Annotated in this window: 23 protein-coding genes; 13 read left to right on the forward strand and 10 right to left on the reverse strand. The window is 75.6% G+C overall.

The window, feature by feature from the left end; genetic code table 11:
- Positions 1–498 precede the first annotated feature (498 nt).
- From V1L54_RS10490 to V1L54_RS10510, 5 genes are all read left to right on the forward strand, one after another.
- Positions 499–2,148: a peptidoglycan recognition protein family protein gene (locus V1L54_RS10490; RefSeq protein ID WP_330117649.1), complete on the forward strand. Its 1,650-nt coding sequence runs from the start codon at positions 499–501 to the stop codon at positions 2,146–2,148.
- A gap of 246 nt (positions 2,149–2,394) precedes the next feature.
- Entirely contained in the window at positions 2,395–5,100 is a 2,706-nt protein-coding gene (gene lanKC, locus V1L54_RS10495) for a class III lanthionine synthetase LanKC (protein WP_330117650.1), read from the forward strand.
- A gap of 12 nt (positions 5,101–5,112) precedes the next feature.
- Entirely contained in the window at positions 5,113–5,235 is a 123-nt protein-coding gene (locus tag V1L54_RS10500; protein WP_330117651.1) for a SapB/AmfS family lanthipeptide, read from the forward strand.
- 175 nt (positions 5,236–5,410) lie between these two features.
- On the forward strand, positions 5,411–7,339 hold the full coding sequence (locus V1L54_RS10505) for an ABC transporter ATP-binding protein (protein ID WP_330117652.1): 1,929 nt from the start codon (positions 5,411–5,413) through the stop codon (positions 7,337–7,339).
- The gene (locus tag V1L54_RS10510) at positions 7,336–9,234 is read left to right on the forward strand and encodes an ATP-binding cassette domain-containing protein (RefSeq protein ID WP_330117653.1); all 1,899 of its coding nucleotides are present in this window, start codon (positions 7,336–7,338) and stop codon (positions 9,232–9,234) included. Before V1L54_RS10505 ends, V1L54_RS10510 begins: the two co-directional genes overlap by 4 nt.
- A 45-nt stretch (positions 9,235–9,279) precedes the next feature.
- Here V1L54_RS10510 and V1L54_RS10515 read toward each other — a convergent pair whose 3' ends face one another.
- Complete coding sequence (locus V1L54_RS10515; RefSeq protein ID WP_330117654.1) at positions 9,280–9,894, reverse strand: LuxR C-terminal-related transcriptional regulator; 615 nt, start codon at positions 9,892–9,894, stop codon at positions 9,280–9,282.
- A gap of 157 nt (positions 9,895–10,051) precedes the next feature.
- Positions 10,052–10,699 (reverse strand): TetR/AcrR family transcriptional regulator, encoded by a 648-nt coding sequence (locus tag V1L54_RS10520; protein ID WP_330117655.1) that lies wholly within the window; start codon positions 10,697–10,699, stop codon positions 10,052–10,054.
- Positions 10,700–10,979: 280 nt separating this feature from the next.
- Here V1L54_RS10520 and V1L54_RS10525 point away from each other — a divergent pair, with 280 nt between their 5' ends.
- From V1L54_RS10525 to V1L54_RS10535, 3 genes are all read left to right on the forward strand, one after another.
- A complete protein-coding gene (locus V1L54_RS10525) occupies positions 10,980–12,383 on the forward strand; it encodes a glycosyltransferase family 4 protein (protein WP_330117656.1) in 1,404 nt (467 codons plus the stop codon).
- 207 nt (positions 12,384–12,590) lie between these two features.
- On the forward strand, positions 12,591–13,373 hold the full coding sequence (locus V1L54_RS10530) for a class I SAM-dependent methyltransferase (protein ID WP_330117657.1): 783 nt from the start codon (positions 12,591–12,593) through the stop codon (positions 13,371–13,373).
- Positions 13,370–14,437 (forward strand): prenyltransferase, encoded by a 1,068-nt coding sequence (locus V1L54_RS10535; protein WP_330117658.1) that lies wholly within the window; start codon positions 13,370–13,372, stop codon positions 14,435–14,437. The genes V1L54_RS10530 and V1L54_RS10535 overlap by 4 nt, the downstream gene beginning before the upstream one ends.
- A 53-nt stretch (positions 14,438–14,490) precedes the next feature.
- Here the strand turns inward: V1L54_RS10535 and V1L54_RS10540 are convergent, their stop codons facing one another.
- The 4 genes from V1L54_RS10540 to V1L54_RS10555 all read right to left on the reverse strand — a co-directional run bounded on the left by V1L54_RS10540 (position 14,491) and on the right by V1L54_RS10555 (position 17,727).
- The gene (locus tag V1L54_RS10540; protein ID WP_330117659.1) at positions 14,491–14,787 is read right to left on the reverse strand and encodes a hypothetical protein; all 297 of its coding nucleotides are present in this window, start codon (positions 14,785–14,787) and stop codon (positions 14,491–14,493) included.
- A 308-nt stretch (positions 14,788–15,095) separates the two neighbouring features.
- Entirely contained in the window at positions 15,096–15,989 is an 894-nt protein-coding gene (locus tag V1L54_RS10545; RefSeq protein ID WP_330117660.1) for a DUF5336 domain-containing protein, read from the reverse strand.
- Between the two features lie 51 nt (positions 15,990–16,040).
- On the reverse strand, positions 16,041–17,033 hold the full coding sequence (locus V1L54_RS10550; RefSeq protein WP_330117661.1) for an N-acetylmuramoyl-L-alanine amidase: 993 nt from the start codon (positions 17,031–17,033) through the stop codon (positions 16,041–16,043).
- 37 nt (positions 17,034–17,070) lie between these two features.
- Positions 17,071–17,727, reverse strand: coding sequence for a class I SAM-dependent methyltransferase (locus V1L54_RS10555; protein WP_330117662.1), 657 nt, complete (start codon positions 17,725–17,727; stop codon positions 17,071–17,073).
- A 296-nt stretch (positions 17,728–18,023) separates the two neighbouring features.
- Here V1L54_RS10555 and V1L54_RS10560 point away from each other — a divergent pair, with 296 nt between their 5' ends.
- Complete coding sequence (locus V1L54_RS10560; protein WP_330117663.1) at positions 18,024–18,899, forward strand: MaoC/PaaZ C-terminal domain-containing protein; 876 nt, start codon at positions 18,024–18,026, stop codon at positions 18,897–18,899.
- Positions 18,900–19,024: 125 nt separating this feature from the next.
- Here the strand turns inward: V1L54_RS10560 and V1L54_RS10565 are convergent, their stop codons facing one another.
- Both V1L54_RS10565 and V1L54_RS10570 read right to left on the reverse strand, forming a co-directional pair.
- Positions 19,025–19,189: a hypothetical protein gene (locus tag V1L54_RS10565; protein WP_330117664.1), complete on the reverse strand. Its 165-nt coding sequence runs from the start codon at positions 19,187–19,189 to the stop codon at positions 19,025–19,027.
- Positions 19,190–19,257: 68 nt separating this feature from the next.
- Positions 19,258–20,544 carry a hypothetical protein gene (locus tag V1L54_RS10570; protein WP_330117665.1) on the reverse strand — a complete coding sequence of 429 codons (1,287 nt, stop codon included), beginning with the start codon at positions 20,542–20,544 and terminating at the stop codon, positions 19,258–19,260.
- 245 nt (positions 20,545–20,789) lie between these two features.
- Here V1L54_RS10570 and V1L54_RS10575 point away from each other — a divergent pair, with 245 nt between their 5' ends.
- From V1L54_RS10575 to V1L54_RS10585, 3 genes are read left to right on the forward strand one after another with little or no spacing between them, the layout of a single operon-like run.
- Complete coding sequence (locus V1L54_RS10575; RefSeq protein ID WP_330117666.1) at positions 20,790–21,674, forward strand: Nif3-like dinuclear metal center hexameric protein; 885 nt, start codon at positions 20,790–20,792, stop codon at positions 21,672–21,674.
- Positions 21,671–22,414, forward strand: a complete 744-nt coding sequence (locus V1L54_RS10580) for a zinc ribbon domain-containing protein (protein ID WP_330117785.1) — start codon at positions 21,671–21,673, stop codon at positions 22,412–22,414. Before V1L54_RS10575 ends, V1L54_RS10580 begins: the two co-directional genes overlap by 4 nt.
- Positions 22,414–23,739 (forward strand): bifunctional RNase H/acid phosphatase, encoded by a 1,326-nt coding sequence (locus V1L54_RS10585; RefSeq protein WP_330117667.1) that lies wholly within the window; start codon positions 22,414–22,416, stop codon positions 23,737–23,739. Before V1L54_RS10580 ends, V1L54_RS10585 begins: the two co-directional genes overlap by 1 nt.
- A 42-nt stretch (positions 23,740–23,781) precedes the next feature.
- Here the strand turns inward: V1L54_RS10585 and eda are convergent, their stop codons facing one another.
- Positions 23,782–24,519, reverse strand: a complete 738-nt coding sequence (eda, locus tag V1L54_RS10590) for a bifunctional 4-hydroxy-2-oxoglutarate aldolase/2-dehydro-3-deoxy-phosphogluconate aldolase (protein ID WP_330117668.1) — start codon at positions 24,517–24,519, stop codon at positions 23,782–23,784.
- An 84-nt stretch (positions 24,520–24,603) separates the two neighbouring features.
- Entirely contained in the window at positions 24,604–25,401 is a 798-nt protein-coding gene (gene yaaA / locus V1L54_RS10595; protein WP_330117669.1) for a peroxide stress protein YaaA, read from the reverse strand.
- Between the two features lie 142 nt (positions 25,402–25,543).
- Between yaaA and V1L54_RS10600 the strand changes: the two genes are divergently transcribed.
- Positions 25,544–26,920 (forward strand): DUF2254 domain-containing protein, encoded by a 1,377-nt coding sequence (locus V1L54_RS10600; protein WP_330117670.1) that lies wholly within the window; start codon positions 25,544–25,546, stop codon positions 26,918–26,920.
- Positions 26,921–26,973 lie beyond the last annotated feature (53 nt).

Below are 26,973 nucleotides of genomic sequence, written 5' to 3' on the forward strand. Positions count from 1 at the left end.
TGGGAGCGGGATCACACCCGGAACGCGCCCGGTCGCGTCCCGGGCCGGGGGCCGGGTGGCCTGTCCGCGAGGGCGCGTCCGCGGATGTCCGGACCGGTGGCCGGAAGGCGGCCGAAATGCGGATCGGCGCGCACAACGCCGCTTCCGTTCCCTTCTGTCCGGCGGTCCGGGCGGCGAATTCCCGGAAATTCACAGGTGGTTCATTGACGTCCGCGGTGCCGGTGCGGCACCCTCCGACGCCGGGTCCGACCGGTGTGCGGACGGCCGTGCCGCGGAGGTGTATGCGCAGGTGGCGGCGGACGGACAGGAAATGAGTCGGTTTTCGGCCAGAGTTTTCCGGTCCTGGTGCGGAATTCCTGTGGCAGGTGAGTGAAAACAAGCGGAAACTCCCCGCGCTTTCTTGACGTGATCATGTCTCGCGGATAGAAGTTCCTGCCGACCACGGGCGTGAGCGAGCAGCCACTGCTCACCCCCACGCACATGCCCACCGGAGGAAGAATGCCCAGACGTCCCACGGCCCGGCGGCGCCCGGGAGCGCCCGCCCTCGCCGCGCTGGCCACCGCGGCGCTGCTCGCCGCGGCACCCCCGGCGGGCGCCGCTCCGGCGGATCCCGCCGACCCGGCCCCGCGCGCCCCGGTGGGCCGGGCCTTCGACCGCGCCGCCGAGGAGTACCAGGTCCCACGGGACCTGCTGGTCGCGGTCGGCTACGGGGAGACCCGTCTCGACGGCCACCGCGGCGAGCCCAGCCACGCGAACGGCTACGGGGTGATGCACCTGACCGACAACCCCGCGCACCGCACCCTGGCGGAGGCCGCCGCACTGACCGGCGAACCCGAGGCCGAACTGCGCGAGGACACCGCGGCCAACGTCCGCGGCGCCGCCGCCGTACTGCGCTCCTACGCCGACGAACTGGACCTGGACGTCGCCGAACGCCGCGACGCGGACGCCTGGTACCCGGCGGTGGCCCGCTACGGCGGCGCCTCCGATCCCGGCACGGCCCGGCTGTACGCCGACACCGTCTACGAGTTCCTCTCCGCGGGCTTCAGCGCGCTCACCCCGGAGGGCGAACGGGTCACCGTGGGGCCGCGGGAGACCGAGCCCGAGCGGGGCCGCTACGCGGCGGTCCGCTCGGCCGCCGACCCCGCGCCCCCCGGCGCCCGCCCGGCGGACACCCCGCGCGCCTCGCGCACCCCGAACACCCCCGACACCACCGCCCTCCTCAGCGCCGACTACCCGCCCGCGCGCTGGGCGGCGGCCCACCCGGACAACTACGCCGCCGGCCGCTCGGCGCCGATCACCCATGTGGTCGTCCACGTCACCCAGGGCACGTACGCCGGGACCATCTCCTGGTTCCAGGACCCCGCGGCGGAGGTCAGCGCCCACTACGTGGTCCGCTCCTCCGACGGCGAGGTCACCCAGACGGTCCGCGACCGCGACACCGCCTGGCACGCCCGGTCGGGCAACCCCTACTCCATCGGCATCGAGCACGAGGGCTACGTCGACGACCCGGCGTGGTTCACCGACGCGATGTACCGCTCCTCGGCCGCGCTCACCCGCCATCTGACGGACCGTTACGACATCCCCCGGGACCGGACCCACATCGTCGGCCACCACGAGGTGCCCGGCAACACCCACACCGACCCCGGGCCCAACTGGGACTGGAACCGCTACATGCGGCTGGTCCGCGACGACGGCGCCGCCGCCCCCGTCCGGCTGAGCTTCCGCTCCTACGACACCCTGCGGTCCGGCTCCACCGGCGAACAGGTGCGGGCCGCCCAGCAGCTCCTGAACGACCACGGCTTCGACGCGGGAGAGGTGGACGGCGTCTTCGGCCCCGTCACCGCCGCCGCCGTGCGTGCCTTCCAGGACAACCGCGGGCTGGCCGCCGACGGCGTCGTCGGCTCCCGCACCTGGACGGCCCTGCTGTCGGCCGGTACCACGCCCGCCCTGCGGCAGGGTGCCTCCGGCCCGGCCGTCGAGCGGCTCCAGCGCGCGCTGACCGCCGCCCTCGGCCGCACCGTGGACATCGACGGCGCCTTCGGGCCGCTCACCGAGGCAGCCGTCCGCGACTACCAGCGCGGCCGCGGGCTGGTCACCGACGGCGTCGTCGGCTCCCGCACCTGGGAAGCCCTGCAAACGGGCAGGTGACCCCGCCTGTGCCCCGGCCGGCCCGCACCGCCGCACGGCGGTGCGGGCCGGCGCCGTTCCGGCGGCCCCGGCGTCGGCTCCCTTCTCCCCGACCCCGGTTACCCGTGAGTTCTTCACAGCCGACTCGTGACAGCTGTGACTGTTCCGCCCCCCGGCCCCGTGGAAGAGTCGGAACCAGTCGCCGCCGGTGCAGCCGGACGGACCGACCGGACCAGCCGACCGGACGAGACGGACGAAGGGGATGAGATGAGCAAGGGGTACGCCGTCTTCTGCGACGCGGACCGTCAGTTCTACGACGCCCCTCACCGCATCTCCGACGACAGCGGCCGCACCGGCGGCTACGAGGCCGCCCGCCGCCCCGTCCCCGCCGGCTGGCAGAGCCACCGCTCCGGTGACTGGCTGGCCTTCCGCCCGCTGGACGCGAAGCTCCCCTACCAGGGCTGGAAGATCCACGTCTCCGCCTGCCTGGACAACGCCGGGCGGATCGCGGAGAAGGTCTGGGACTACTGCGTGCCCCGCGGCATCGCCTTCAAGTTCGTGCCCAGCCGCTACCTGCTGCACAACCGCAACGCCAAGTACGCCGAGCGGGCCGGCAGCGGGAAGTTCGTCACGGTCTACCCGGCCGACGACGAGCAGTGCCGCACCATCGCCGAGGACCTGGCCGAGCTGCTGGCCGGCGAGCCCGGCCCGTACATCCTCAGCGACCTGCGCTGGGGGAACGGCCCGGTGTACCTGCGCTACGGCAGCTTCACCGAGCGGCACTGCTACGACGCGGACGGCGAGCTGCGGCCCGCCGTCGAGGACGCCGAGGGCCGGCTGGTGCCCGACCGCCGGGAGCCGTCCTTCCACGTACCGGGCTGGATCACCCTGCCCGACTTCCTCAAGCCGCATCTGGCGGCGCGCAACGCCACGAAGATCGGTTCCATCCCGTACCGCATCGAGAAGGCCCTGCACTTCTCCAACGGCGGCGGCGTCTACGTCGGCACCGACACCCGCACCGGCGAGAAGGTCGTCCTCAAGGAGGGCCGCCCGCACGCCGGCCTGGCCGCCGACGGAGCCGACGCGGTGACCCGGCTGCGGCGCGAGAAGGAGGTCCTGGAGCAGCTCTCCGGACTTCCCTGCACCCCCGAGGTGCGCGACTGGTTCAGCCTGGGCGACCACTGGTTCCTGGTGCTCCAGTACATCGAGGGCAAGCCGCTCAACGGCTTCTTCGCCCGCCGCCACCCGCTGATCGAGGCCGATCCGGGACCCGAGCGGCTCGCCGAGTACACCGGCTGGGCGCTGCGTGTGCACCGGCTGGTGGAGGAGGCCGTCGAGGCCATCCACGGGCGCGGCATCGTCTTCAACGACCTGCACCTGTTCAACATCATGGTCGCCGAGGACGAGTCCTCGGTGGTGCTGCTGGACTTCGAGGCCGCCGCCCACATCGACGAGGGCCGCCGCCAGACCGTCGCCAACCCCGGCTTCGTCGCCCCGGCCGACCGCAGGGGCTTCGACGTCGACCGCTACGCGCTGGCCTGTCTGCGCATCGCCCTCTTCCTCCCGCTCACCAGCCTGTTCGCGGTGGACCGGGGCAAGGCCGCGCATCTGGCCCGGATCGCGGCCCGGGAGTTCCCGGTACCGCGCGAGTTCCTCGACGAGGCCGTCGAGGAGATAACCCGGGGGTGGCCGGGCCCGGAGTCCGTCGCGACCGGTCCGGGCGGTACGGCCGGGGAAGCGGTCCAGGAGGGGACGGCGGGCGCCGCCGGGGGCGGCCCCGGGAAGGGCTATCTGCCCGTGCACCCCGCCGACTGGCCGCGCAGCCGCGACTCGATGGTCCGCGCCGTGCTCGCCTCGGCCACCCCCGAGCGCACCGACCGGCTGTTCCCCGGCGACATCGCCCAGTTCGCCCCCGGCGGCGGCGTCTGCCTCGCCCACGGCGCGGCCGGCGTGCTCTACACACTGTCCGAGACCGGTGCCGAGCGGCCCGCGGAGGCCGAGGAGTGGCTGCTGCGGCAGACCGAGCAGCCGGCCTCCGGCACCCCGCTGGGCTTCTACGACGGGCTGTCCGGCGTCGCCTGGGCCCTGGAGCGGTTCGGGCACCCCGACCGCGCCCTGAAACTCGCCGAGACGGTCGTCGGCCAGCCCTGGGCCGACATCGCCCCCGACCTGCACAGCGGCCTGGCCGGCATCGGCCTGGCCCTGGACTCCCTGGCCGCCGCCACCGGCGAGAGCGCCCTGCACGACGCGGCCCTGCGCTGCGCCCGGCTCGTCGCCGACAAGGCCGAACGGAGCGGACCGCGGAAACTGCCCGTCACCAAGGGCTCCCCCCGCGCCGGACTGCTGTACGGCTCGGCCGGCCAGGCCCTGCTCTTCCTGCGGCTGTACGAGCGCACCGGAGACAGCGCACTGCTGGACCTCGCCGCCGACGCGCTCCGCCGCGACCTGGACTGCTGCGTCACGGGCATCGGCGGCGGACTCCAGGTGGACGAGGGCTGGCGCACCATGCCCTACCTGGGCGCCGGCAGCGTCGGCATCGGCATGGTGCTGGACGACTACGCCGCCCACCGCACCGACGAGCGGTTCGAACAGGCGCGGCGCGACATCGTCAGGGCCGCCCAGGCGAAGTTCTACGCCCAGCCCGCCCTGTTCCGCGGCGCGGCCGGCATGGTCCTGCACCTGGCCCGCACCACGGTCGGGGGCCCCGGCACCCAGGACGCCGACCTGCGCCGCCAGATCGACTCGATGACCTGGGGGGCCGTTCCCTACCGAGGACAACTGGCCTTCCCCGGCGAGCAGATGATGCGTCTGTCGATGGACCTGGCGACCGGGACCGCCGGATGCCTGCTCGCCCTGGGCGCCGCGCTGCACGACACGCCCGCGCGGCTGCCCTTCCTCCCGCCGCTTCGGCGGCCCCAGAGCCGGCCCTCCGCGAGGGGGGCCGTGAAAGAAAATCCCGTCCCCACGGAATGAAAGGAAAGAAAAATGAACCTTCTCGACCTGCAGACCATGGAGACCCCCGCCGAGGACGAGTTCACCGGTGGCGGCAGCCGCGCCAGCCTGCTGCTGTGCGGCGACAGCTCCCTGAGCGTCACCACCTGCGACTGACCTCTCGGGGCACGCGGTGACGACACCGCGACCGTGAGACGGTAGCGCGCGGTCCCGGGCGGTCACAACGCCCGGGGCCGCGTCGCCGTATCCGGAGGTTACCCCCTGCCCGGCCCCCCGTACCCTGCGGGCGCGGCAGCACCGCGCCGCTTCCGGAGGCGAGGACCCACCGCCCATGGCAACCCAGCCCACCGACCGCGGAACCGGCGGCGCGCCGGAGCGGCCCCCGCACAGCGGCCCGCCCGAGGACCGGCCCGGGAGCCCGCCGGCACACACCGGCCGGGACGCCGACCGCCTCCTGCTGGGCGCGCTCCGCCACAGCGCTGGCCGCACCACGGCGATCTTCCTGCTGAGCTGTGCCTCCGCGGCGGCGGCCATCGCCCTGCCCGCCGTACTCGGCCGCACCCTCGACCTGGCGCTGGACTCCGGCGGCGACCCGGACCGGGCCGCCGCTCTGCCCCGCTGGCTGGCGCTGTGCGCGCTGCTGGTCGCCGCCGAGGTGCTGTGCGACGCGGCGACCGCCTACCTCACCGGGGTCACCGGCGCCCGCTCCACCGCCTGGCTGCGCCGCCGCGGCCTGGGCCATCTGCTGTCCGTGGGCCCCCACCGGGCGGCCCGCTTCACCCCCGGCGACCTGGTGACCCGGCTGGCGGGCAACGCCGCCGAGGCCGGCCACGCCCCCGCCACCGCCGCCGGCGCGTTCGCCGCCCTGGTCACCCCGCTCGGCGCCCTGGTGGCCCTGCTGCTCATCGACCCCTGGCTGGCCGCGGCCTTCTGCGCGGGCGTGCCCCTGCTGGTCCTGCTGCTGCGCGCCTTCGCCCGCAGCTCCTCCGAGAGCGTCTCGCGCTACCAGCGCGTCCAGGGCCGGATCGCGGCCCGGCTGGTCGAGGCGCTCGCGGGCGCCCGTACGGTGGCCGCGGCCGGCACCGCCGGGCGCGAACGCGCCCGCGTCCTGGCTCCGCTGCCCGAACTGAGCGGCCAGGGACGGCGGATGTGGCAGGTGTACGGACGGGCCGTCGTCGGCAGCGGCGTACTGGTGCCCCTGCTGACGGCCGCCGTCCTGGCGGTGGGCGGCGTCCGGCTGGCCGCCGGGGCGGTGAGCGTCGGCGAACTGCTGGCCGCGTCCCGCTACGCGTCCCTGGCCGCCGGGATCGGCGGCATCACCACCCAGCTCAGCGCCCTGGTGCGCAGCCGCGCCGCCGCCCGCCGCGCCACCGAACTGCTGGCGGTGCCCCCGGTGGAGCACGGCGGCCGGTCGTTGCCGCCGGACGGCACCGGACGGCTGGAACTGCGCGGCGTCACCGCCGTGCGCGGCGGGCGGACGGTGCTGCGGGACGTGGACCTGACCGTCCCGGGCGGCACCACACTGGCCGTGGTGGGCGCCTCCGGGTCGGGCAAGTCCACCCTGGCCGCGCTCGCCGGGCGGCTGGCCGATCCCGACGAGGGCGAGGTGCTGCTGGACGGGGTCCCGCTGACCGGCCTCGACCCCGGGGTGCTGCGCCGGGAGGTCGGCTACGCCTTCGAGCGGCCCGCGCTGTTCGGCGCGACCGTCGGCGAGGCCATCGGCTTCGGCCCGCGCGAGGTGGACGACCGCGCCGTGGCACGGGCCGCGAAGGCGGCCAGCGCGGACGTCTTCGTGAGCCGGCTGCCCGCCGGATACGGCACCGCGCTGGCGGAAGCGCCGCTGTCGGGCGGCGAGTTCCAGCGCCTCGGCCTGGCCCGGGCGTTCGCCCACGCGGGCCGGCTGCTGATCCTGGACGACGCCACCTCCAGCCTGGACAGCGTCACCGAGCTCCAGGTCGGCCGGGCGCTGACCCGCGAGGTGCGGGCGGGCACCCGGCTGCTCGTCGCGCACCGGGTCTCCTCCGCGGCCCGCGCCGATCTGGTGGCCTGGCTGGCGGACGGCCGGGTGCGGGCCGTGGGCCCGCACGAGGCGCTGTGGGAGATCCCCGAGTACCGGGCGGTGTTCGCCGCCGGGGAGTTCGCCGCCGCGGACGCGGACTCGGACGGCGGACCGGAACCGGACACCCCTGATACGGCGGACACGGCTGATACGGCGGACACCGCGTCCGGCACGGTGGCGGCCGGGGAGGGAGCCCGGTGAGCCGCACCGAACCGGGCCCGGCCCGCCGGCTGACCCCGCACGCGGTCCGTTTCCTGCGCGGCAGGAAACGGGTGCTGGCGCTGCTGGGCGCCTGGTCGCTGCTGGAGTCCGCGCAGACCTTCCTGTTCGGCTACGGGGTGGCCCAGTCCCTGGACCGCGGCTTCCTGGCCGGCCGGACCGGCACCGGGCTGCTCTGGCTGGCCGTGGCCGCCGTGGCGACCTTCGCCGGCGGGCTGGCCACCCGGGGGGTCTTCCGCGCCCTGGCCGACCTCGTCGAACCGCTGCGGGACGGGCTGCTGCGCCGGGTGGTGACCCGCGCCCTGCGCGAGGCGGCGGCGGACCCGGCCCGGGCGGACAGCTCGGCCGTCTCCCGCCTCACCCACCAGACCGAACTGGCCCGGGACAGCTTCGCGGGACTGGTGCTGGTGCTGCGCTCCTTCGTCTTCACCGCCGCCGGGGCGCTGGCCGGACTGGCCTCCCTCGCCCCGCTGCTGCTGGTGGTCGTGGTGCCGCCGCTGGTGCTGGGCCTGCTGCTGTTCACCGCCACCCTGGTGCCGATGGCGGCCCGGCAGCGGGACTTCCTCACCGCCGACGAGGCGCTGGCCACCCGGTACGGGGCCGTCGCCGCCGGACTGCGGGACGTGGTGGCGTGCGGCGCCGAGCGGCGTACGGCCGCGGAGGCGGACGGGCTGGTCGACACCGAGGTCGGCGCCGCCCGCTCGCTCGCCCGCTGGGCCGCGGCCCGCACCCTGGCGCTGGGGGTGGCCGGGCAGCTGCCGGTCGTCCTGCTGCTGGTCGCCTCCCCGTGGCTGCTGGACCGGGGAGTCACGGCGGGCGCGCTGCTGGGCGCGCTGACCTATCTGACCCAGTCGCTGCTGCCCGCCCTGCACACCCTGATGAGCGCCCTGGGCACCGCGGGCACCCGGCTGCTGGTGATCCTGGACCGGCTGGTCGGTCCCGGAGACGCCGGAGACGCCGGAGACGCCGCAGAGCCCGCGGCCGGGAAGGCGCCCCCGCCCGCGCCCGTTCCCGCCGCCCGCCGGGAGTCCGGCTCCCGGGTGGAGCTGCGCTCGGTCACCTTCGCCTACGGCCCCGGCGCCCAGCCGGTGCTCCGCGATGTCGACCTGGTGGTCGAGCCCGGCGAGCACCTGGTGGTCGTGGGTCCCAGCGGCATCGGCAAGTCCACGCTGGCCGCCCTCGTCGCGGGCCTGCTCGCGCCGGACGGGGGCGAGGTGCTGGTGGACGGCGAGCCGGCCCGGCGGCTGCGCGGTCTGGAGGCCGGGGAGCTGGCGCGGCGGCGGGTGCTGATACCGCAGCAGGCGTACGTCTTCACGGGCACCCTCCGCGACAACCTGTGCTACCTGTGCCCGCCGGAGCCGGAGGTGTCCGGGGAGGCCGTGGCCGCCTCGGTGGCCGCGGTCGGGCTCGGACCGCTGGTGGACCGGCTGGGCGGACTGGACGCGGTGATCGACCCGGCGGCGCTCTCCCAGGGGGAGCGGCAGCTCGTCGCCCTCGGCCGGGCCCATCTGTCGCCGGCCCCGCTGGTGCTGCTGGACGAGGCCACCTGCCATCTGGACCCGGTGGCCGAGGCCCGGGCCGAGCGGGCGTTCGCCGCCAGGCCCGGCACCGTGGTGGTGATCGCCCACCGGATCAGCTCGGCGCACCGGGCCGACCGGGTGCTGGTGATGGACGGCGCCCGGGCCACCGCCGGGAGTCACCGGGAACTGCTGGCGGGCTCCGCCCTCTACCGCGACCTCGTCGGCCGGTGGCACGCCGGACGCGACGCCGGACGTGACGGTGGCCGCGGCTGTGGGCGGGACCTGCCGGAAGGCCGTGCCCGGTCCGGGCCGCCGCCCGCGGTCCCGCTGTCCGGCGGCGGTGCCGCACCGGTCTGATGCCGCGCCCGCGCCGCCGGACCTCCGCGTGGTGGGTGTCCCCCGCTACACCCAGCCCGCGCCCTGGGAGATCCTTATGGCGTCGACGCGGTTGCGCGCCCCGGTCTTCCGCGTGATGGCGGACATGTAGTTGCGTATGGTCCCGCACGACAGGTGCAGCCGGCCGGCTATCTCGGAGACCGTCGCGCCTCTGGCGGCCAGGGACAGCACGCTCAACTCCCGTGCGGTGAGCGGCATGTCCGCCGCGCGCAGCAGATCATGGGCCAGGGATTCGTCCACATAGCGGCGGCTGGCGGCCACATTCCGGATGCCCTCCACTAATTTCCGCGGAGTGGCGTCCTTGTTCACGAAACCGAGGGCATGGGCGTCATAGGCGCGGCGCAGCACCCCGGGTCTTCCCGGGGTGGCCAGAACCAATAGGCCGCAATCTGCCTTTGGCATATGCCGACACAGCTCGGCGAGGCTGCCCCCCTCCGGTCCCTCCGGGCCCTCCGGGCCGTCCAGGTCGACGACGCACACGTCCGCCCGCAGGGACCGGAGTCGACCGGGGGCGTTCGACCAGGGGATGTCCCTGACCTCCATGTCGGGTGCCTTGTTGAGTAACGCTGCCAGGCCGGATCTCAACAGGCTGAAGTGGTGCACCAGCAGTACCTGAATCACGGTCGGCTCCTCCAGTGCCCTGTCCGGGCGACGTTTGTCGAACACCCGTCAACAGATACCTGCAACGGTCCCCTGATAACGCAGACTTTCGGCCAGTACCGGCGAGTATTCGAGAGCACTGGAAGCTGTTCGGGGGCGTACATCCGGCCTGTGCGAATTATCGGCGTGCGCCGCCGCGCACCGTTATGTCGATCAACCGGCACGCCGTTTCGATATCACTGCGTACCTGTTCGCCCGAGGCCCGCCCGGAAAGCCAGCCGATCAGTGCCGAGTGCCAGGTGTGCTCGATCACCCGGACCGCCGGAAGCCGTTCCGCCCCGGACTCCTCCGGGCCGCCCCGCGTTCCCAGGGCGTCCAGGATGATGGCCGTGGTGAGCCGGGAGACCGCGTCGACCTCCGCCCCGGCCGAACGGTCCGCGAACGTGAACGCGCGCACCATGGCCTCCGCCAGTCGCGGCTCCCGCTGAAGGGCGCGGAAGGCGCGCAGCAGCGTGCCGGCGACCCGGGCCGAGGGCTCCGGTTCCCGCGGCGGGTGCCGGTGCAGCGTCCGGTGGAGCCGCTCCAACTGGTCGTGCATGGTGGCGACCAGCAGATGGATCTTGGAGGGGAAGTGGCGGTAGAGCGTGCCGAGGGCGACGCCGGACGCCTCGGCGACCTCCCGCATCTGCACCGCCTCGAAGCCGCCGCGCCGGGCCAGGGCCGCGGTGGCGTCCAGGATGCGGCGGCGGCGCGCCTCCTGGCGCTCGGTGCGCCGCGGGGTGGCGGGGGAGTGCGCGAGGGGGCGTGCCGCCGGCCGTTCTGCCATCTTCCCGTCCGTCCTGCCTGCCGGGGGCCCGTCCGTCCCCTCCGGCCGCACGGGCCGGGCGCGGGGCGGTGCCGTGGTGGGAATCACCCGGGCCGCCCGGCCCAGACTCCCTACCGGCCGGTAATCTTGCGGGTCGGGGCCGTACGGGCCGCCGGACCGGGTGCGACCGGAATGCGAACGGGACGCGGCCGGGCCATCCTTGAAACTTGTTCCAGATTAACGCGAGCGGTTACGCTCCCGCGGAAGTTCGCCGCGAGATCTTCGCAGAAGGGGGCCGTGAGTGACGGCAGAGGCCACCAGGGACGCCGCGCCCGGTCCCCTGGCGGGCACGGCCGCCGACGGCGGCCGACCGCTGCGGATCGCACTGCTCACCTACAAGGGGAACCCGTTCTGCGGCGGCCAGGGCGTCTACGTACGGCACCTGTCGCGGGAACTGGCCCGGCTCGGCCACCGCGTCGAGGTGGTCGGCGCCCAGCCCTACCCCGTCCTCGACGCCCCCGGGGCGGACGGTGCGGAGGACTGGGCGGGAGAGGCCGCCCTCACCAGGCTCCCCAGCCTCGACCTCTACCGCCAGCCCGACCCCTTCCGCACCCCGCGGCTGGGGGAGTACCGCGACTGGATCGACGTGCTGGAGGTCGCCACCATGCGGACCGGCGGCTTCCCCGAGCCGCTGACCTTCTCGCTGCGCGCCCGCCGCCTGCTGGCCGCCCGGCGCGGCGACTTCGACGTCGTCCACGACAACCAGACCCTCGGCTACGGGCTGCTGGGCCTGGAACGGCTCGGCCTCCCCCTGGTCACCACCGTCCACCACCCCATCACCGTGGACCGGCGGCTGGAGCTGGCCGCCGCCGCGGACTGGCGGAAACGGGCCTCGGTGCGCCGCTGGTACGGCTTCACCCGGATGCAGAAGCGGGTCGCCCGGCGGCTGCCGCGGATCCTGACCGTCTCCGGCTCCTCCCGCCGGGAGATCACCGAGCACCTCGGAGTGCGTCCCGAGCGCGTCCACGTCGTGCACATCGGCGCCGACACCCGGCTGTTCTCCCCCGACCCGGCCGTCCCGGAGATCCCCGGCCGCATCGTCACCACCTCCAGCGCGGACGTCCCCCTCAAGGGGCTGGTCCACCTGGTGGAGGCACTGGCCAAGGTCCGCACCGAGCACCCGGACGCGCATCTGGTCGTGGTGGGCGGACGGCCCGGGAAGGGCCCGGTGGCCGACGCCCTGGAGCGCTACGGGCTCGGCGGCGCGGTCGAGTTCGTCAAGGGCATAAGCGACCGCGAGCTGGCCGACCTGGTGCGCGGCGCCCAGGTCGCCTGCGTCCCCTCCCTCTACGAGGGCTTCTCGCTGCCCGCCGCCGAGGCCATGGCCACCGGCACCCCGCTGGTCGCCACCACCGGGGGCGCCATCCCCGAGGTCGCCGGCCCCGACGGCGAGACCTGTCTGGCCGTGCCCCCGGCCGACGCCGGGGCGCTGGCCGCCGCGCTGGGGCGCCTGCTGGGCGACACGGCCCTGCGGGCGCGGCTGGGCGCGGCCGGACGGGAGCGGGTGCTGCGCCGCTTCACCTGGGAGCAGGCCGCCCGCGGCACGGTGGAGCACTACCGCACCGCGATCGAGAGGGCGGCCGGGCGGGCCGGACACGACGAGAACGGGAGCGCGGCGGCCCGCCGCGCTCCCGCCGTCGGCTAGCGCCGTGACCGGCAAGGCGCGCCGGGAGGCCCTCGCCGTCCGGCCGGGACCGCCCCGCCGGACGACGGGGGACCGGACGGACGGCCGCCCCCGCGCCCGGAAACGTCCCGGGCCGCCGGACCCGGGGGAAGGCCGCGGGCCGGCGGACCCTCCCGGCCACGGCACCGGTTCCCTCCCGCACATCACCGAGGAAGGCAGACCAGTTCAGTGCTGACCGTGGACTTCTCCCGCTTCCCGCTCGCCCCCGGCGACCGGGTCCTGGACCTGGGGTGCGGCGCCGGCCGCCACGCCTTCGAGTGCTACCGGCGCGGCGCGCGCGTGGTCGCGCTGGACCGCAACGGCGAGGAGATCCGCGAGGTCGCCAAGTGGTTCGCCGCCATGCGGGAGGCCGGTGAGGCGCCGGCGGGCGCCGAGGCCACCGCGCTGGAGGGCGACGCCCTCGCGCTGCCCTTCGAGGACGACAGCTTCGACGCGGTGATCGTCTCCGAGGTGATGGAGCACATCCCCGACGACAAGGGCGTCCTGGCCGAGCTGGTGCGGGTGCTGCGCCCCGGCGGCCGGATCGCGGTGACCGTGCCGCGCTACGGCCCGGAGAAGGTCTGCTGGACGCTGTCCGACGCGTACCACGAGGTCGAGGGCGGCCACATCCGCATCTACCGCGCCGACGAACTGCTGGCGAGGATCCGCGAGGTGGGCCTGGAACCGTACGGGACACACCACGCCCACGCCCTGCACTCCCCGTACTGGTGGCTCAAGTGCGCCTTCGGGGTGAACCGGGACGGGGACGAGGCCGCGTTGCCGGTGCGCGCGTACCACAAGCTGCTGGTCTGGGACATCATGAGGAAACCCCTGGTCACCCGGCTCGCCGAACGGGCGCTCGATCCCGTCATGGGCAAGAGCTTCGTGGCGTACGCCACCAAGCCGCACCTGCCGGCCGCTCCGGTCCCCGGCGGGCGGGCCGCCCCGGAGACCGGTACGGAGCGGGCGTGACGAGCCCGGACCGCACCGAGCGGCTCGTCCTGCCGGGCGTGCTCACCGCCGAGCAGGCCGCGCGGACCGTCGCGGGCATCGCCGCCGTCCAGCGCCCCGACGGCGCGATCCCGTGGTTCCGCGGCCACCACCTCGACCCCTGGGACCACGTCGAGGCCGCCATGGCGCTGGACACGGCCGGCGAACACGGACGCGCCGAGGCCGCCTACCGCTGGCTGGCCGAGCACCAGAACCCGGACGGCTCCTGGTACGCCGCCTACGCCGACGGCGATGCCGCGCGTCCCACCGACCCGGGCCGGGAGAGCAACTTCTGCGCGTACGTCGCCGTCGGGGTGTGGCACCACTACCTCGCCACGGGCGACGAGGCCTTCGTGGAGCGGATGTGGCCGGTGGTCGTCGCGGCGATCGGCTTCGTCCTGGACCTCCAGCAGCCCGGCGGCCAGATCGGCTGGAAGCGGGACGCCGACGGCACCGCCTCCCCCGACGCCCTGCTGACCGGCTGCTCCTCCGTCCACCAGGCGCTGCGCTGCGCGCTGGCCCTGGCCGGGCACCGCGAGGAGCCGCAGCCCGCCTGGGAGCTGGCGCTGGGCCGGCTGGGCCACGCGGTACGCCGCCATCCCGAGCGCTTCCTGGACAAGAGCCGCTACTCGATGGACTGGTACTACCCGGTCCTCGGCGGAGTGCTGACCGGGCCCGAGGCCAAGGAGCGGATCGAGTCCGGCTGGGACCGCTTCGTCGTCCCCGGCCTGGGGGTGCGCTGCGTACTGCCCAACCCCTGGGTGACCGGCGGCGAGAGCGCCGAACTCGCCCTCGCCCTGTGGGTGATGGGCGAGTCCGACCGGGCGCTGGAGATCCTGCGGTGGATGCAGCACCTGCGCAACGCGGACGGCATGTACTGGACCGGCTACGTCTTCGCGGACGACGCCTTCTGGCCCGAGGAGCTGACCGCCTGGACGGCGGGCTCGCTGCTGCTGGCCGTCGCCGCGCTGGGCGGCGACGAGGCCACGGTGGCGGTCTTCGGCGGGGAGCGGCTGCCGGTGGGACTCGAGCCGGACTGCTGCTGAACCGCGTCCCGCTTTCCCCACGGCAGGCCGGAGCGGCGCCCGGTGACCGCCCGTCAGTAGCGGCGGACCCGGGCTGCCAGCAGATGACCGATGAACAGGTAGACCACGGCCGCGATGCCGTAGTTGATCAGCACCTGGAACCAGCCGGGCTCCAGGTCGAACAGGTCGTACGACCAGCCCGCCAGCCAGCGGGCGGCGTCGTGGACGAACACGACCAGGTCGTTGCCCGGGTTGGCGTCCAGCACGTAGAGCAGGATCCAGAGGCCGATGATGGCCGCCATGATGTCCGCGACGACCCGGATCACCAAGGCGGCCGTACTGCCTCCGCTGCGTCGGACAGTAGTGGCCATGTGCTCCGGATTGCCGCTCCGTACGCGCGCAAACCCGATCCGTCCGGGACGGGGGCCTGTTGGGACGCCCGAGCTGAGACGGTGCGGGAGGTGCCCCCGGTGCGGCGGCCCTTCCGCCCGGATCCCCCGCCGCGCCGGTCGTCGCGGCACCCCGGCCCGGACCACGCGAGACGCCCGGCCGGGTCTCCCCGGCCGGGCGTCTCGCGAGCCCCTGGCCACAGCAGGCTGATCACCCGTGCTGCGACGCCCCCTGGAATCCGCCGAGTCGGGCGGGACCGGCGGAGCGCTGCCGCGGCGGGACCGGCCGGTCAGCCGCGCTGGATGCCCGAGGTGTCCTGCAGGACGCCGCGGCGGCCGTCCTGGGTCTGGGCGACCAGCGCCTGGCCGCGCTGTTCCACCGCCAGGTACCAGGTGCCCGGCGCCAGTTCGGCGATCTGGCTGTGCGAACCGTCCTCGCTGTACAGCGGCCGGGCCACCGGCACGGCGAACCAGAAGGGCTGGAAGCCCGGGTCGGCCGGGGCGCCGGCCGCCGGACCGGGAGCCGGCTGCTGCTGCTGTGCGGGCTGGCCGCCGTACGGCTGGTGACCGACCGGCTGTCCCTGCTGACCGGGCTGCATCGGCTGGCCGGGCTGCGGACCGCCGGGATAGCCGTAGCCGCCCGGCTGGGGACCGCCCGGGTAGCCGTAGCCGCCCGGCTGCGGACCCGTGCCGTAGGGGTTCGGGGCCTGCGGGGAGGGCGCCGGCAGCAGCGGGGCCTTCAGCGCGGGGACGGTGTTGCCCAGGATGGCGAACGCCGCCATGAGCAGCCCCCCGATGAGCGTCAGCCAGGCGCCGACCCCCAGTTCCAGGTTCCGGTTGAGGTTCGCGTCCTCCGGGTCCGGCAGGACGGTGGAGAACATCGACCACAGTGCCGCCCAGCCCGTGAACACGGCCAGCGCGGTGCCCCACTGTTCGAGGCCGAGCCCGGCCACCTTGCGGTCGCCGGGCAGCACCCGTCCGGCGACGAGCAGCCCGGCGGCGATCAGCGCGGCGAGGGTCACGGTCGGCAGCAGCGGAAAGAGCGCCGGCTCCCAGCTGTTGACCGTGCAGTTCTCGGAGCAGTTCTCCGAGGCCTTGAAGAAGGCGAAGAACGAGGCGATGAACAGCAGCACCGCTGCTCCGATTACCGCACCATCGCTTCGGGTGAGCGAGCGGATGTTCACGTGAGGTCCTTAGTCGGTCTCGTCATGGTCTGGTCAGCACGGGGGCGGGCCCTATCGTACGGAAGGACGCCCGGCCGGGTCCGGCGGGTCCGCGTTGTCCGTTCCGGCGTGCGGGCGGCTCCCCGAGCCGCGCAGGAAGGCCGTGACACCGTCGGCCAGGCCCTCGGCCGCGCGCTGCCGCCAGGACGGGTCGGTCACCAGCCGGGAGTCGCGCGGATCGCGCATGTTGCCGCACTCCAGGAACACCTTGGGCACCCGGGAGAGGTTGAGGCCGCCCAGGTCGCCGCGGGTGACCAGACCGGTCTCGGCCACGGCGGGCCCCAGATAGCCGGCGGGGCCGGTGCCGGTGGCCGCCGCGAAGGCGTCGACCAGTTCCTCGCCCAGCAGCCGGGACGGGCCGGTGATCCCCGTGGTGTCGGCGTCGCCCTTCTGCACCCGGGCCGGGACGATGACATGGAAGCCCCGGTTGCCGTCCCCGGAACCGTCGGCGTGCACGGAGACCGCGGCGTCGGCGTCCACGGCGTTGCCCCGCGCGGCGCGTTCGTCGATGCACGGCCCGTACGGGCGGTCACCGTCGTGGGTGAGCACCACCCTGGCGCCCCGCTCCGCCAGGATGTCCCGGGCCCGGCGCGAGACGTCGAGGGTGAAGGCCGCCTCCGCGTAACCGGAGTCGGTGGCCGTGCCGGTGGTGTCGCACTCCTTGCGGCCCGTGCCGATGTCCACCCGGCGGGCGATCTCGCGGGTGTGCTCGCGGTTGCCGGGATTGTGCCCGGGATCGATCACCACCACCGTGCCCCGCAACGCCCCGCCGTTCCCGCCGTTCCCGTCCGGCTCCCCTGATTCCGAGGGGCGGGCCGTGGGCGCCGTCGGCGGTGAGGCCTCCGCGGTGCCCGGGGCGGGTGCGCCGGGCACCCGCGCGGAGCCCTCCTGCTGTTCCTGCCGTACCGACCGCCACGCCGACCAGCCCGCCAGACAGACGGTCAGTACGAGTGCCAGGACTGCCAGGACGGCAAGAACGGTGAACGGGCGGCGGCCGGGGGACATGACCGGAGATCGTAGCGGTGCGGACGGGCCGGTGCCGTCAGATGCCCGGGCCCGTACGCCGCAGGACGCGCAGCGAACGGAACGCGGAGACCTCGGTGAAGGCGCCCGACTCCAGCGCGCGGCGGTAGACGCGGTACGGCGCCTGCCCGCCGTCGGCCGGATCCGGGAACACGTCGTGGATCACCAGCAGTCCGCCCTCGGCCAGCCGCGGGGCCCAGCCCTCGTAGTCGGCCCGCGCGTGCTCGTCGGTGTGACCGCCGTCGACGAAGACCAGCCCCAGCCGCCCGCCCCACAGCGCGGCGATCCGCGGCGAGCGGCCGACCAGCGCCACCACGTGCTCCTCCAGCCCGGCGGCGTGCAGGGCGCGGCGGAAGAAGGGGAGAGTGTCCATCAGGCCGACGTGCGGGTCGACCAGTTCGGGATCGTGGTAATCCCAGCCCGGCTGCTGCTCCTCGCTGCCCCGGTGGTGGTCGACGGTCAGCACGGTCACGTCCCCGTCCGCCCGGCGGGCGGCGTCGGCCAGCAGGATGGTGGAGCGCCCGCAGTAGGTGCCGATCTCCAGCAGCGGCAGCCCCAGGCGCGCAGCCTCGACGGCGGCGGCGTACAGCGCCAGCCCCTCGTCGGCGGGCATGAACCCCTTCGCGGCCTCGAAGGCGGCGAGGACCCCGGGTGCCGGCCGCGCGGCGCTCTCCATCGGTGGTCCCTTCCCTCGACCGGCCCGGGGGCGGCCTGGTCCGGCCCGGTGCCGGGGCCCATGCTGCCCTACGCCCCGCCGGCGGGGGCGGCGGGGGCGGCGGAGCCGCCGGGCACCCGGGGCGTGTCCGAAAAGCCATCGCCCGGGGCGGCCCGGCACCCGCGGGCCGCCATACTGTTCATCCGGCTACCGGCCGGCGCGTCGGACAGGGGCCTTCTGACGCCCGGGGACACCGGCCGGAGCGCGTTCTCACCGTCCGCCACCGTGCACCGCGGCAGCCAAGGAGCGAGCCTCCCATGCCCATCGACCCAGCCAAGGCCCTCGCAGCCGACCCCGTCACGACCGAGCTCGTCTGGGACCACCGGGACGTACAGCTCTACCACCTGGGGATCGGCGCGGGCGTGCCCGCCACGGATCCGCTCGAACTGCGCTACACCCTGGAGCGCGGACTGCGCGTCCTGCCCGGTTTCGCCACCGTCGCGGGCGGCCGGCCCGCCCTGCTGGACGGGCTGTACGCGCCCGGCGTCGACGTCGAGCCGGCCGCCGTCTCGCACCGCGAGCAGTCCCTGACCCTGCACCGGCCGGTCCCGGTGAACGGCAGGGCGGTGCGGACCTCGCGGATCACCGCCGTCCACGACCGGGACGAGGACGCCGTCGTCGTGCTGAGGTCCGAGGTCGCCGACGGCGACGGACCGATGTGGAGCTGCACCGCCGGGCTGCTGGTGCGGGGCGGGGGCGGTCTCGACGGCGGCCGGGGCGCGGGCCGCATCAGACGGCCCGGGCGCGGCCCGGCGCGCGCGCCGGAGCGGGAGCCGGACCTGGAACTCGTCCGGCCGGTCCAGGAGAACCAGGCCCTGCTGTACCGCCTGTGCGGCGACCACAACCCGCCGCACACCGACCCCGAGTACGTCCGGGACGCGGGCCACGGCCGGCCGCCCCTGCACGCCCTGTGCGTCTACGGGATGGCGCTGAAGGCGGCCGTGGACGCCGCGCTGGGCGGGGAGGTGGAGCGGGTGCTCGGCTGCCGGGCGCGTTTCGCCGGGGCCGTCTTCCCCGGCGAGACCCTGCGCGTACGGCTGTGGCGGGGCGAGGGGCGGCTGACGGCGGCGGTCACCGCCGTCGAGCGGGACGACGCCCCGGTGCTGGCCGACACCGTCGTCCACCACGCGTAGGACCGCGACCGGAGCGGGTCCACCGGCTCGCGGCCCGCCCCGGTGCCCGGCGGCCCGGGCAGCCGGAGGCCCCGGGCGCCGGAGGAGGCGACGACACCCGGGGCCGGGGACGGACGGATCGGCGGTCAGCCTTCCGGGCCGTCCCGCTCCGGCGACGCGGGGCGGCGGTGGCGGCCCTGGGCGGGCACCCTCATCTCCTCCTCGACGGCGGCCCGGCCCCGGTGTCTGCCCCGGGACTCGGCGTCGTCGGTGCTCGTCTCGGTGCTCGTCTCGGTCTCGGTCTGGGACATCGCGAACTACTCCGTGGACAAGGTGGACACGTGACTCTTCCTCCGTACCCGACCGAATCGTAGTAGTTCTACGATCTTCGTTCCCCGTCGACCCGCTCCAACACCCTTTCCAGCGGAGCCTGTTGGAGCGGCACCGGGGTGTACGGCGCCGGCCGGGCGGTGAGCGGGTCGGCCGTTTCCGCCACGGCGGGCGACAGCCGCGGCGCGGCCCCCGCCCCGCCCCCTCCTTTCTCCGCCGTCCGCTCCGCCGCCTCGTGCCCGGCCCCGGCGGGCGGTCCCGGCCGCGGAACGAACGCGAGCCCCGGACCGGAGGGCCGCTCCCCGGACTCCGGGCGGGGCGGCGCGATCCGGGCCAGCCCGCACGGCACGTGGGGGGTGGCGTACGGCAGCCGCAACTCGCCGTCCGCCGTCCACAGCCCCGCCCCGCGCAGCCAGCCGCGCGGGGCGGGCAGATGCCGCAGCCGCCGCTGCGAGGGCCGCCACACGGCCACCCATGTCCCGTTCGGCCCGTCCACCCGCAGCGCCACCGCGCAGTCCTCCGGCACCAGCGCCTGGCCGGGCTGGAGGGCGAAGGGCGTCAGCGAGACCCCCTGCGGGCGCAGCGCCCGGGGGAAGCGCACCGGCCGGTGGCTGCCGAGCACCCCCCAGCCCAGCAGCGTCTCGCCCGGTGCGTCGGACCGCACCAGCACCAGCCCGCTGTCGGGATCGGCCAGCAGCAGCCGGTCGTCGCTGTCCTCGGTGATCCGCAGCAGCGGGGACACCTCGCCGCCGCGCCCCAGATCGACGGTGACGGTCTTGGTGCGGCCGTCGGCGCCGGTGCGGTCCAGGGCGAGCAGCCGCCCCTCGCGGTCCAGCCAGCCACCGCCCGAGCAGCGGCCGGACACCATGGCGACCCGCTCCGGGCCGCCGTCCCCGCCGTGCACCCGCCACACCGCCGTGGTGTCCCCGCCGGGGTGGGCGGGGGAGAGGGCGTAGACGGCCGCCCCGCCCGGGACGGGCGGCAGCAGCGTCAGCCGCTCGCACTCCACCTCGCCGAGAGGGACCTCGCCGGTGTCCGGGCCGGTGGGGTAGAGCAGTGCCATCCGGTGCCTGCCGTCCCGGCCGGGACGGCAGATCAGCACCCGCCCGTCGGGCAGCGGCAGCACCTGGGTGCCGGGCTCCTCCGGCCGCGGCCCCGGCAGCGGCACCGCGTACGGCTCGGGACCGTCCAGCGTCCAGCGCTCGGGCACCCAGCCCCGGCCCGTGCCGGTGGCCGCCAGCCGGGCCGCGTAGGAGCCGTCCGCGGCGATCGTGAAGCCGGTGTACCCCGTCCTCTCGCCGCCACCTCGGACGGCGTCGACGGCACAGACAGTCATCGAACAATCACCTCCGATCACGGAGGGTAGTTTTCGTTTCCCGTCGGCGGACAGTGAGAGGCGTACGCCTTCACACATACGGGGGACTGTGGGCGGTTATGGGCGACATGGCGGCCCATGGTGTGCTTCGCCCCGGGCCCCGGGGTGCCCCGCCCGGAGCCGGTCCCGGTCCGGCCCGGACCCCGCACCCGTGCCGGTCCGGCGGGCCCGGCACGGCGGGCCGGACGGAAGGTAACCTCTCCCCCGTGCCTGCACTCGCCGATGTCATCGCCGCCCTGGACGACCTGTGGCCGCCCGCCTGGGCCGAGCAGTGGGACGCGGTCGGAACCGTCTGCGGGGATCCCGGGGCCCCGGTGGACCGGGTGCTGATCGCCGTCGACCCGGTGCGGGAGACCGCCGAGGAGGCGGTGACGCTCGGCGCCGGGCTGCTGCTCACCCACCACCCCCTCTACCTGCGCGGCACCACCACGGTCTACGGCGGCACCGCCAAGGGCCGCGTCGTGCACACCCTGGTCCGCGCCGGTGTCGCCCTGCACACTGCGCACACCAACGCCGACCGCGCCGACCCCGGGGTCTCCGACGCCCTCGCCGGGGCCGTCGGACTGCGGGTGGTGGCGCCGCTGGTGCCCGACCCCGCCGACCCGGCCGGCCGCCGCGGGCTGGGCCGGATCTGCGAACTGGACGTGCCCGAGCCGCTGGAGAGCCTCACCCGGCGGGTGGCCGCCGCCCTGCCCGCCACCGCGCAGGGCGTACGGGCGGCCGGCGACCCCGGACGCGTGATCCGCACGGTCGCCGTCTGCGGCGGCTCCGGCGACAGCCTCTTCGAGGCGGTGCGGGCGGCCGGCGTCGACGCGTACCTCACCGCCGACCTGCGGCACCACCCGGCCTCCGAGGCCGTGCAGCACGGTCTCTCCACCGGGGGGCCCGCGCTGCTGGACGCCGCGCACTGGGCCACCGAATGGCCCTGGTGCGAGCAGGCCGCCGCCCAGCTCGACGCGGTGTCGCAGCGGCACGGCTGGGGACTGCGCGTCCACGTCTCCCGCACGGTCACCGACCCCTGGACCAGCCACGCGGCGTCCGCCCCCGCGGGCGGCCCCGCACCCACCACCCACACAGGAGCCCCCAACTGAACGCCGAGTCCGCCGACCAGATCCGCCTCCTCGACGTCCAGGCCCTCGACGTGCGGCTCACCCAGCTCGCCCACCGGCGCGCGAACCTGCCGGAGCACGCCGAGATCGAGAGCCTGACCGCCGACCTCGCCCAGGTGCGCGACCTGCTGGTCGCCGCGCAGACCGAGGAGAGCGACACCGCCCGCGAACAGACCAAGGCGGAACAGGACGTCGACCAGGTGCGCAAGCGCGCCGCCCGCGACCAGCAGCGGCTGGACTCCGGCGCGGTGACCTCGCCCAGGGACCTGGAGAACCTGCAGAAGGAGATCGTCTCGCTCGCGAAGCGCCAGAGCGATCTGGAGGACGTCGTCCTGGAGATCATGGAGCGCCGCGAGTCCGCGCAGGAGCGCGCCGCGGAACTGGCGCGGCGGGTGGAGTCCGTCCAGGCCAGGACCGACGAGGCGGTGGCGCGGCGCGACGCGGCCCTGGCGGGGATCGACGCCGAGACCGCCGCGGTGACCAGGGAGCGCCAGGCGGTGGCGGCCACCATCCCGGAGGCGCTCCTCAAGCTCTACGACAAGCTCCGCGAGCAGCAGGGCGGCGTCGGCGCGGCCCGGCTCTACCAGCGGCGCTGCGAGGGCTGCCGGCTGGAACTGAACATCACCGAGCTGAACGAGATCCGCCAGGCCCCGGCGGACGAGGTGGTGCGCTGCGAGAACTGCCGCCGCATCCTGGTCCGCACCCCCGAGTCGGGTCTGTGATGTCCGGCTCCACCACCTCACCGATGTCCCTCGTCGTCGAGGCGGACGGCGGCTCGCGCGGCAACCCGGGCCCGGCCGGCTACGGGGCGGTCGTGCGCGACGCGGCCACCGGCCGGGTGCTGGCGGAGACCGCGGAGTACATCGGCACCGCCACCAACAACGTCGCCGAGTACCGCGGGCTGATCGCCGGGCTGCGCGCGGCCCGCGCCCTGGACCCGGCGGCGACGGTACGGGTCCGGATGGACTCCAAGCTGGTCGTCGAGCAGATGTCGGGCCGCTGGAAGATCAAGCACCCCGGCATGCGGCCGCTGGCGGCGGAGGCGCGGTCCGTCCTCCCGCCGGAGGCGGTCAGCTACGAGTGGATCCCGCGCGAGCGGAACAAGCACGCCGACCGGCTGGCGAACGAGGCGATGGACGCGGGCCGGCGCGGCGAGAAGTGGCGGCCGTCCGCCTCGGCGGCGGAACTCACCGCCCGGGAGGACCTTCCCACCGTCACCCCGCCCGCCCCGTCCGTCCCGCCGGCCACGGCCGAGAGCTCCGCCGGGGCGCGGGCCGCCGCCCGTGCCGCCGTACGGCAGGCGCGCGGCCGGCAGCCGGAGCAGCCGGAGCTCCCGGGGGCGCCGGAGGGGGAGACGGACCCCACCGCCGTCGCCGCCGCACCGGAGCCGGCCCGGGGCGCGGCCCCGGGCTGGGGGCCCGACCTGGGCACCCCCACCACCTTCGTCCTGCTGCGGCACGGCGAGACGGCGCTCACCCCGTTCAAGCGCTTCTCCGGCAGCGGCGGCACCGATCCCGAGCTGTCGCCGACCGGGCTCGGGCAGGCCGAGGCCGCCGCCGCCGCGCTCGCGGCCCGCGGGACGGTCCAGGACGTGGTCGCCTCGCCGCTGACCCGCTGCCGCCAGACCGCCGAGGCGGTCGCCGCGCGGCTCGGTCTGAAGGCGGAGACCGACGAGGACCTGCGCGAGGTGGACTTCGGCGCCTGGGAGGGGCTGACCTTCGCCGAGGTGCGCGAGCGGTACCCGCGGGACCTGGCCGCCTGGCTGGCCGACCCGGACGCCGCCCCCACCGGCGGCGAGTCCTTCGCCGCCGTCACCCGCCGCGTCGAGCGGGCCCGCGACCGGCTCCTGGAGCGGTACCGGGGCCGGACGGTGCTGCTGGTCACCCACGTCACACCGGTCAAGATCCTGGTGCGGCTGGCCCTGGGCGCCCCGCCCGAGTCGCTGTTCCGGATGGAGCTGTCGCCCGCGGCCCTGTCCGCGGTGGCGTACTACGCGGACGGCAACGCCTCGGTGCGGCTGTTCAACGACACGGCCCACCTGCGCTGAACCCCGCGCCGGCTCCTGCCCGGCCGCCCGGGCGGCGGCCCGTCACCCGCCGCCCGGGCCGCCGCCCCGGCTGCCCCGCCCGGCCTCGGCGCCGAGCCGGGCGGCGTCCCGGGCCAGCCGCTCGATCCGGGGCCAGTCCCGCTCCCGCAGCGCGTCCGGCGGCAGCATCCAGCTCCCGCCGACGCAGCCGACGTTCGGCAGGGCGAGATAGCTCCGGGCCGAGGCGGCGTCGACGCCGCCCGTCGGGCAGAACCGGGCCCGGGGCAGCGGCGCGGCCAGCGCCTGGAGGTACTCCGGCCCGCCCGCCGCCCGGGCCGGGAAGAACTTCATCTCCGTCACCCCGCGCTCCAGCAGGGCCATGACCTCGGAGGCGGTCGAGGCACCCGGCAGGAACGGCACCCCGGCCGACTCCAGCGCCGTCAGCAGCCGGTCCGTGCCGCCCGGGCTCACCAGGAAGCGGGCCCCGGCGTCCACCGCCGCCCTCGCCTGCTCCGGGGTGAGCACCGTGCCCGCGCCCACCACCGCCCCGGGGACCTCCGCCGCCACCCGGGCGACCGCCGCCACCGCGTCCGGTGTCCGCAGGGTGATCTCGACCGCGGTCAGCCCGCCCGCCACCAGTGCCCGCGCCAGCGGCACGGCGTCACCGGGCCCGAGCCCGTCGCCCGTGCCGCCGTCCGCCCCGTCGCCGAGGGCGACGACCGGCAGGACGGGCCCCAGGGCGAGCACGGAGGACGGCCCGGACTGCCCGGCGGACTGCTCCACGGATGCCTCGGCGCGCATGGCGCCATCCTGCCGGTGCCCGTCACCTGCCGCAACGCCGGTTGCGCCCGGCGCAACGGGACGCGGCGCCGCGCCCGGCGGCGCTCACACCTCGGTGACCACCACGTCCAGCCGCCACGGGGTGCCGCCCCTGGCCGGGGGTGCGGCCTCCACCGTGTACCCCAGGGCGCGCAGCGCCCCGGCCAGTTCCGCCGGACCGCCCGGCTCCTCGCCCGCCGTCAGCAACGAGCGCACGATCCGCCCCTTGGTGGCCTTGTTGAAGTGGCTCACCACCGACCGCTTCTCCACCCCGCCGACGATCCTGGACTGGAGCACCCGCACGGTCGCGGTGCGCTCGGCGAGGGCGCCCTTCGGCTTCCACAGCGCGCCGTACGCCGCCGACCGCAGGTCCAGCACCGGGCCGTCGCCCGCCGCCTCGGGCAGCACCGACTCCAGCGGCCCGCGCCAGTGCCGGGCCAGACTCCCCAGACCCGGCAGTTTCACCCCGCCCGAGCAGCGGTAGGGCGGAACCGGGTCGCCGGTGCGCACCGCGCCCCACAGCCCCGAGAACACCAGCAGCCACCGCCCGGCGCGCTCCCGCGCCGCCGGGTACAGCGTGGCCAGGCCCAGCGCGTCGTAGAGCACCCCGGTGTAGAGCTCGCCCGCGGGCAGCACCGGGGCCGTGCGCAGCGCGGCGTTCCGGGCCACCTCGCCGCGCAGCCCCTCGCTCAGCCCGAGCACCTCCCGCGCTTTCTCCCCGTCGCCGGAGCACAGCTCCACCAGTTCGTCCAGCACCGCCTCCCGCGCCGCCGTCAGCCCCGGCAGCGACAGCGCGCCCAGGTCCAGCGGGGGACCGTCGGCCCCGGTGGCCTTGCCCTCCGACGGCGGCAGCAGTACGAGCACGGTCTCTCTCCTCAGCAGCGGGTCCGCGGTCCGCGGAACAACCGGTTCCGGCGCCCCGGCAGGGTATGCCGCCGCGACGGCCCGGCTCCAGCCGGGTGCCGGGCGAGGCATCGAACACCGGTCGCGCGGTACCCGGGCCGGCGTGAACCTCCTTCCGCACCGCCGCAGGCCCCGCGCGGAGTCGTCCCGCACACCGCTGTGGACCTGGCCCACCGCGGGCGGCGTCACCGCCCTGCTCGCCGCGATCCTGCTGGAACAGGTCAGGCCCCGGGCCGGTACCGGTCCGGCCAGCCTGTGGCCGGGCGACTCCGACGCAGCCTCGGCCATGCTCCAGGTGGTGGCCACCAGCTCGGTCACGGTGGCCGCCCTGACGTTCAGCGTCACCGTGGTGACGCTGCAACTGGCCTCCCAGCAGTTCTCCCCGCGGCTGCTGCGGCGGTACGCCCGCGACCGGGTGCTCAAGGCCGTCCTGACGGTCCTGCTGTCCACCCTGGTGTTCGCGCTGACGACCCTGTCCTTCATGAATTCGGACGAGGGACTGCCCACCGTCGCGCTGCTCACCGCGTCCGCGCTCGGTGTCACGTCACTGGCCGCCGTACTGGGCTTCCTCAACCACATCATCCGCCAGCTGCGGGTGGACTCCATGATGCTCGCCGCCCACGACGAGACCGGCGAGGCGATCCGGAAGCTCCACACCGGCCGGAACGAGCCGCCCCCGCCGTCCCCGGACGACCTGGACGTGGAGCTGGATCCCGCGCGCGGCGCCGCGGTGCACGGGGGCAGCAGCGGATTCGTGCGGTTGATCGACATCGGTGCGCTCGTGGCCTGCGCGCGCCGGAGCGATGCCGTGGTACGGCTCGACGTCCGGCCGGGCGACCTGGTCGTCACGGGGAACCCGATCGCCACCGTCTGGGCGCGCGATCCCGCCGCGGGCGTCCCCGACCCGGACGCCGACGGTCTGGCCGAGAAGATCGACGACGCCCTCGAACGCGGCTACGAGCGGACCATGGAGCAGGACATCGCCTTCGGTTTCCGCCAACTGGAGGACATCGCGGTCAAGGCGATGTCGCCGGGGATCAACGACCCGGTGACCGCGTGCACGGCCGCGGGGCACCTGGCCGACCTGCTGGTGCGGCTGGCCGGTCGCCGTCTGGGGCCGGTCCTGCACCTGGACGAGGACGGGACCGGGCGGCTGGTCGTGCCCGATCGCGACCTGCGGTACTACCTCGACCTGGCCTGCGGGCAACTGCGGCGCTTCGCCGCCGCCGAGCCCACCGTCCTGGCGGCACTGCTGCGCATGCTGCGCGATCTGGCGGCCGCCGTGCACGGCACGCGGGACGAGCGGGACGCCGCGGAGGTGCGGCGGGCGGCCGACCTGGTCCGGGACACGCTGGACTCCTCCGTCGGCGCCGAGGACGCCGGGCAGGTCCACGATCTGCACCGGCGGGTCCTGGCGGCACTGGCGGGGCGCACGGCCGAGGCGTACGCGGACCGCAGCGGCGAGACCCGGTCGGTGTAGCGGCCGGAAGCGGGGCGGGGGAGGCATACGGGTCTCCCGGAGGGGCACCCGCC

Origin of the sequence: Streptomyces rubellus (assembly GCF_036323805.1) — a bacterium.
Taxonomy (GTDB): Bacteria; Actinomycetota; Actinomycetes; order Streptomycetales; family Streptomycetaceae; genus Streptomyces.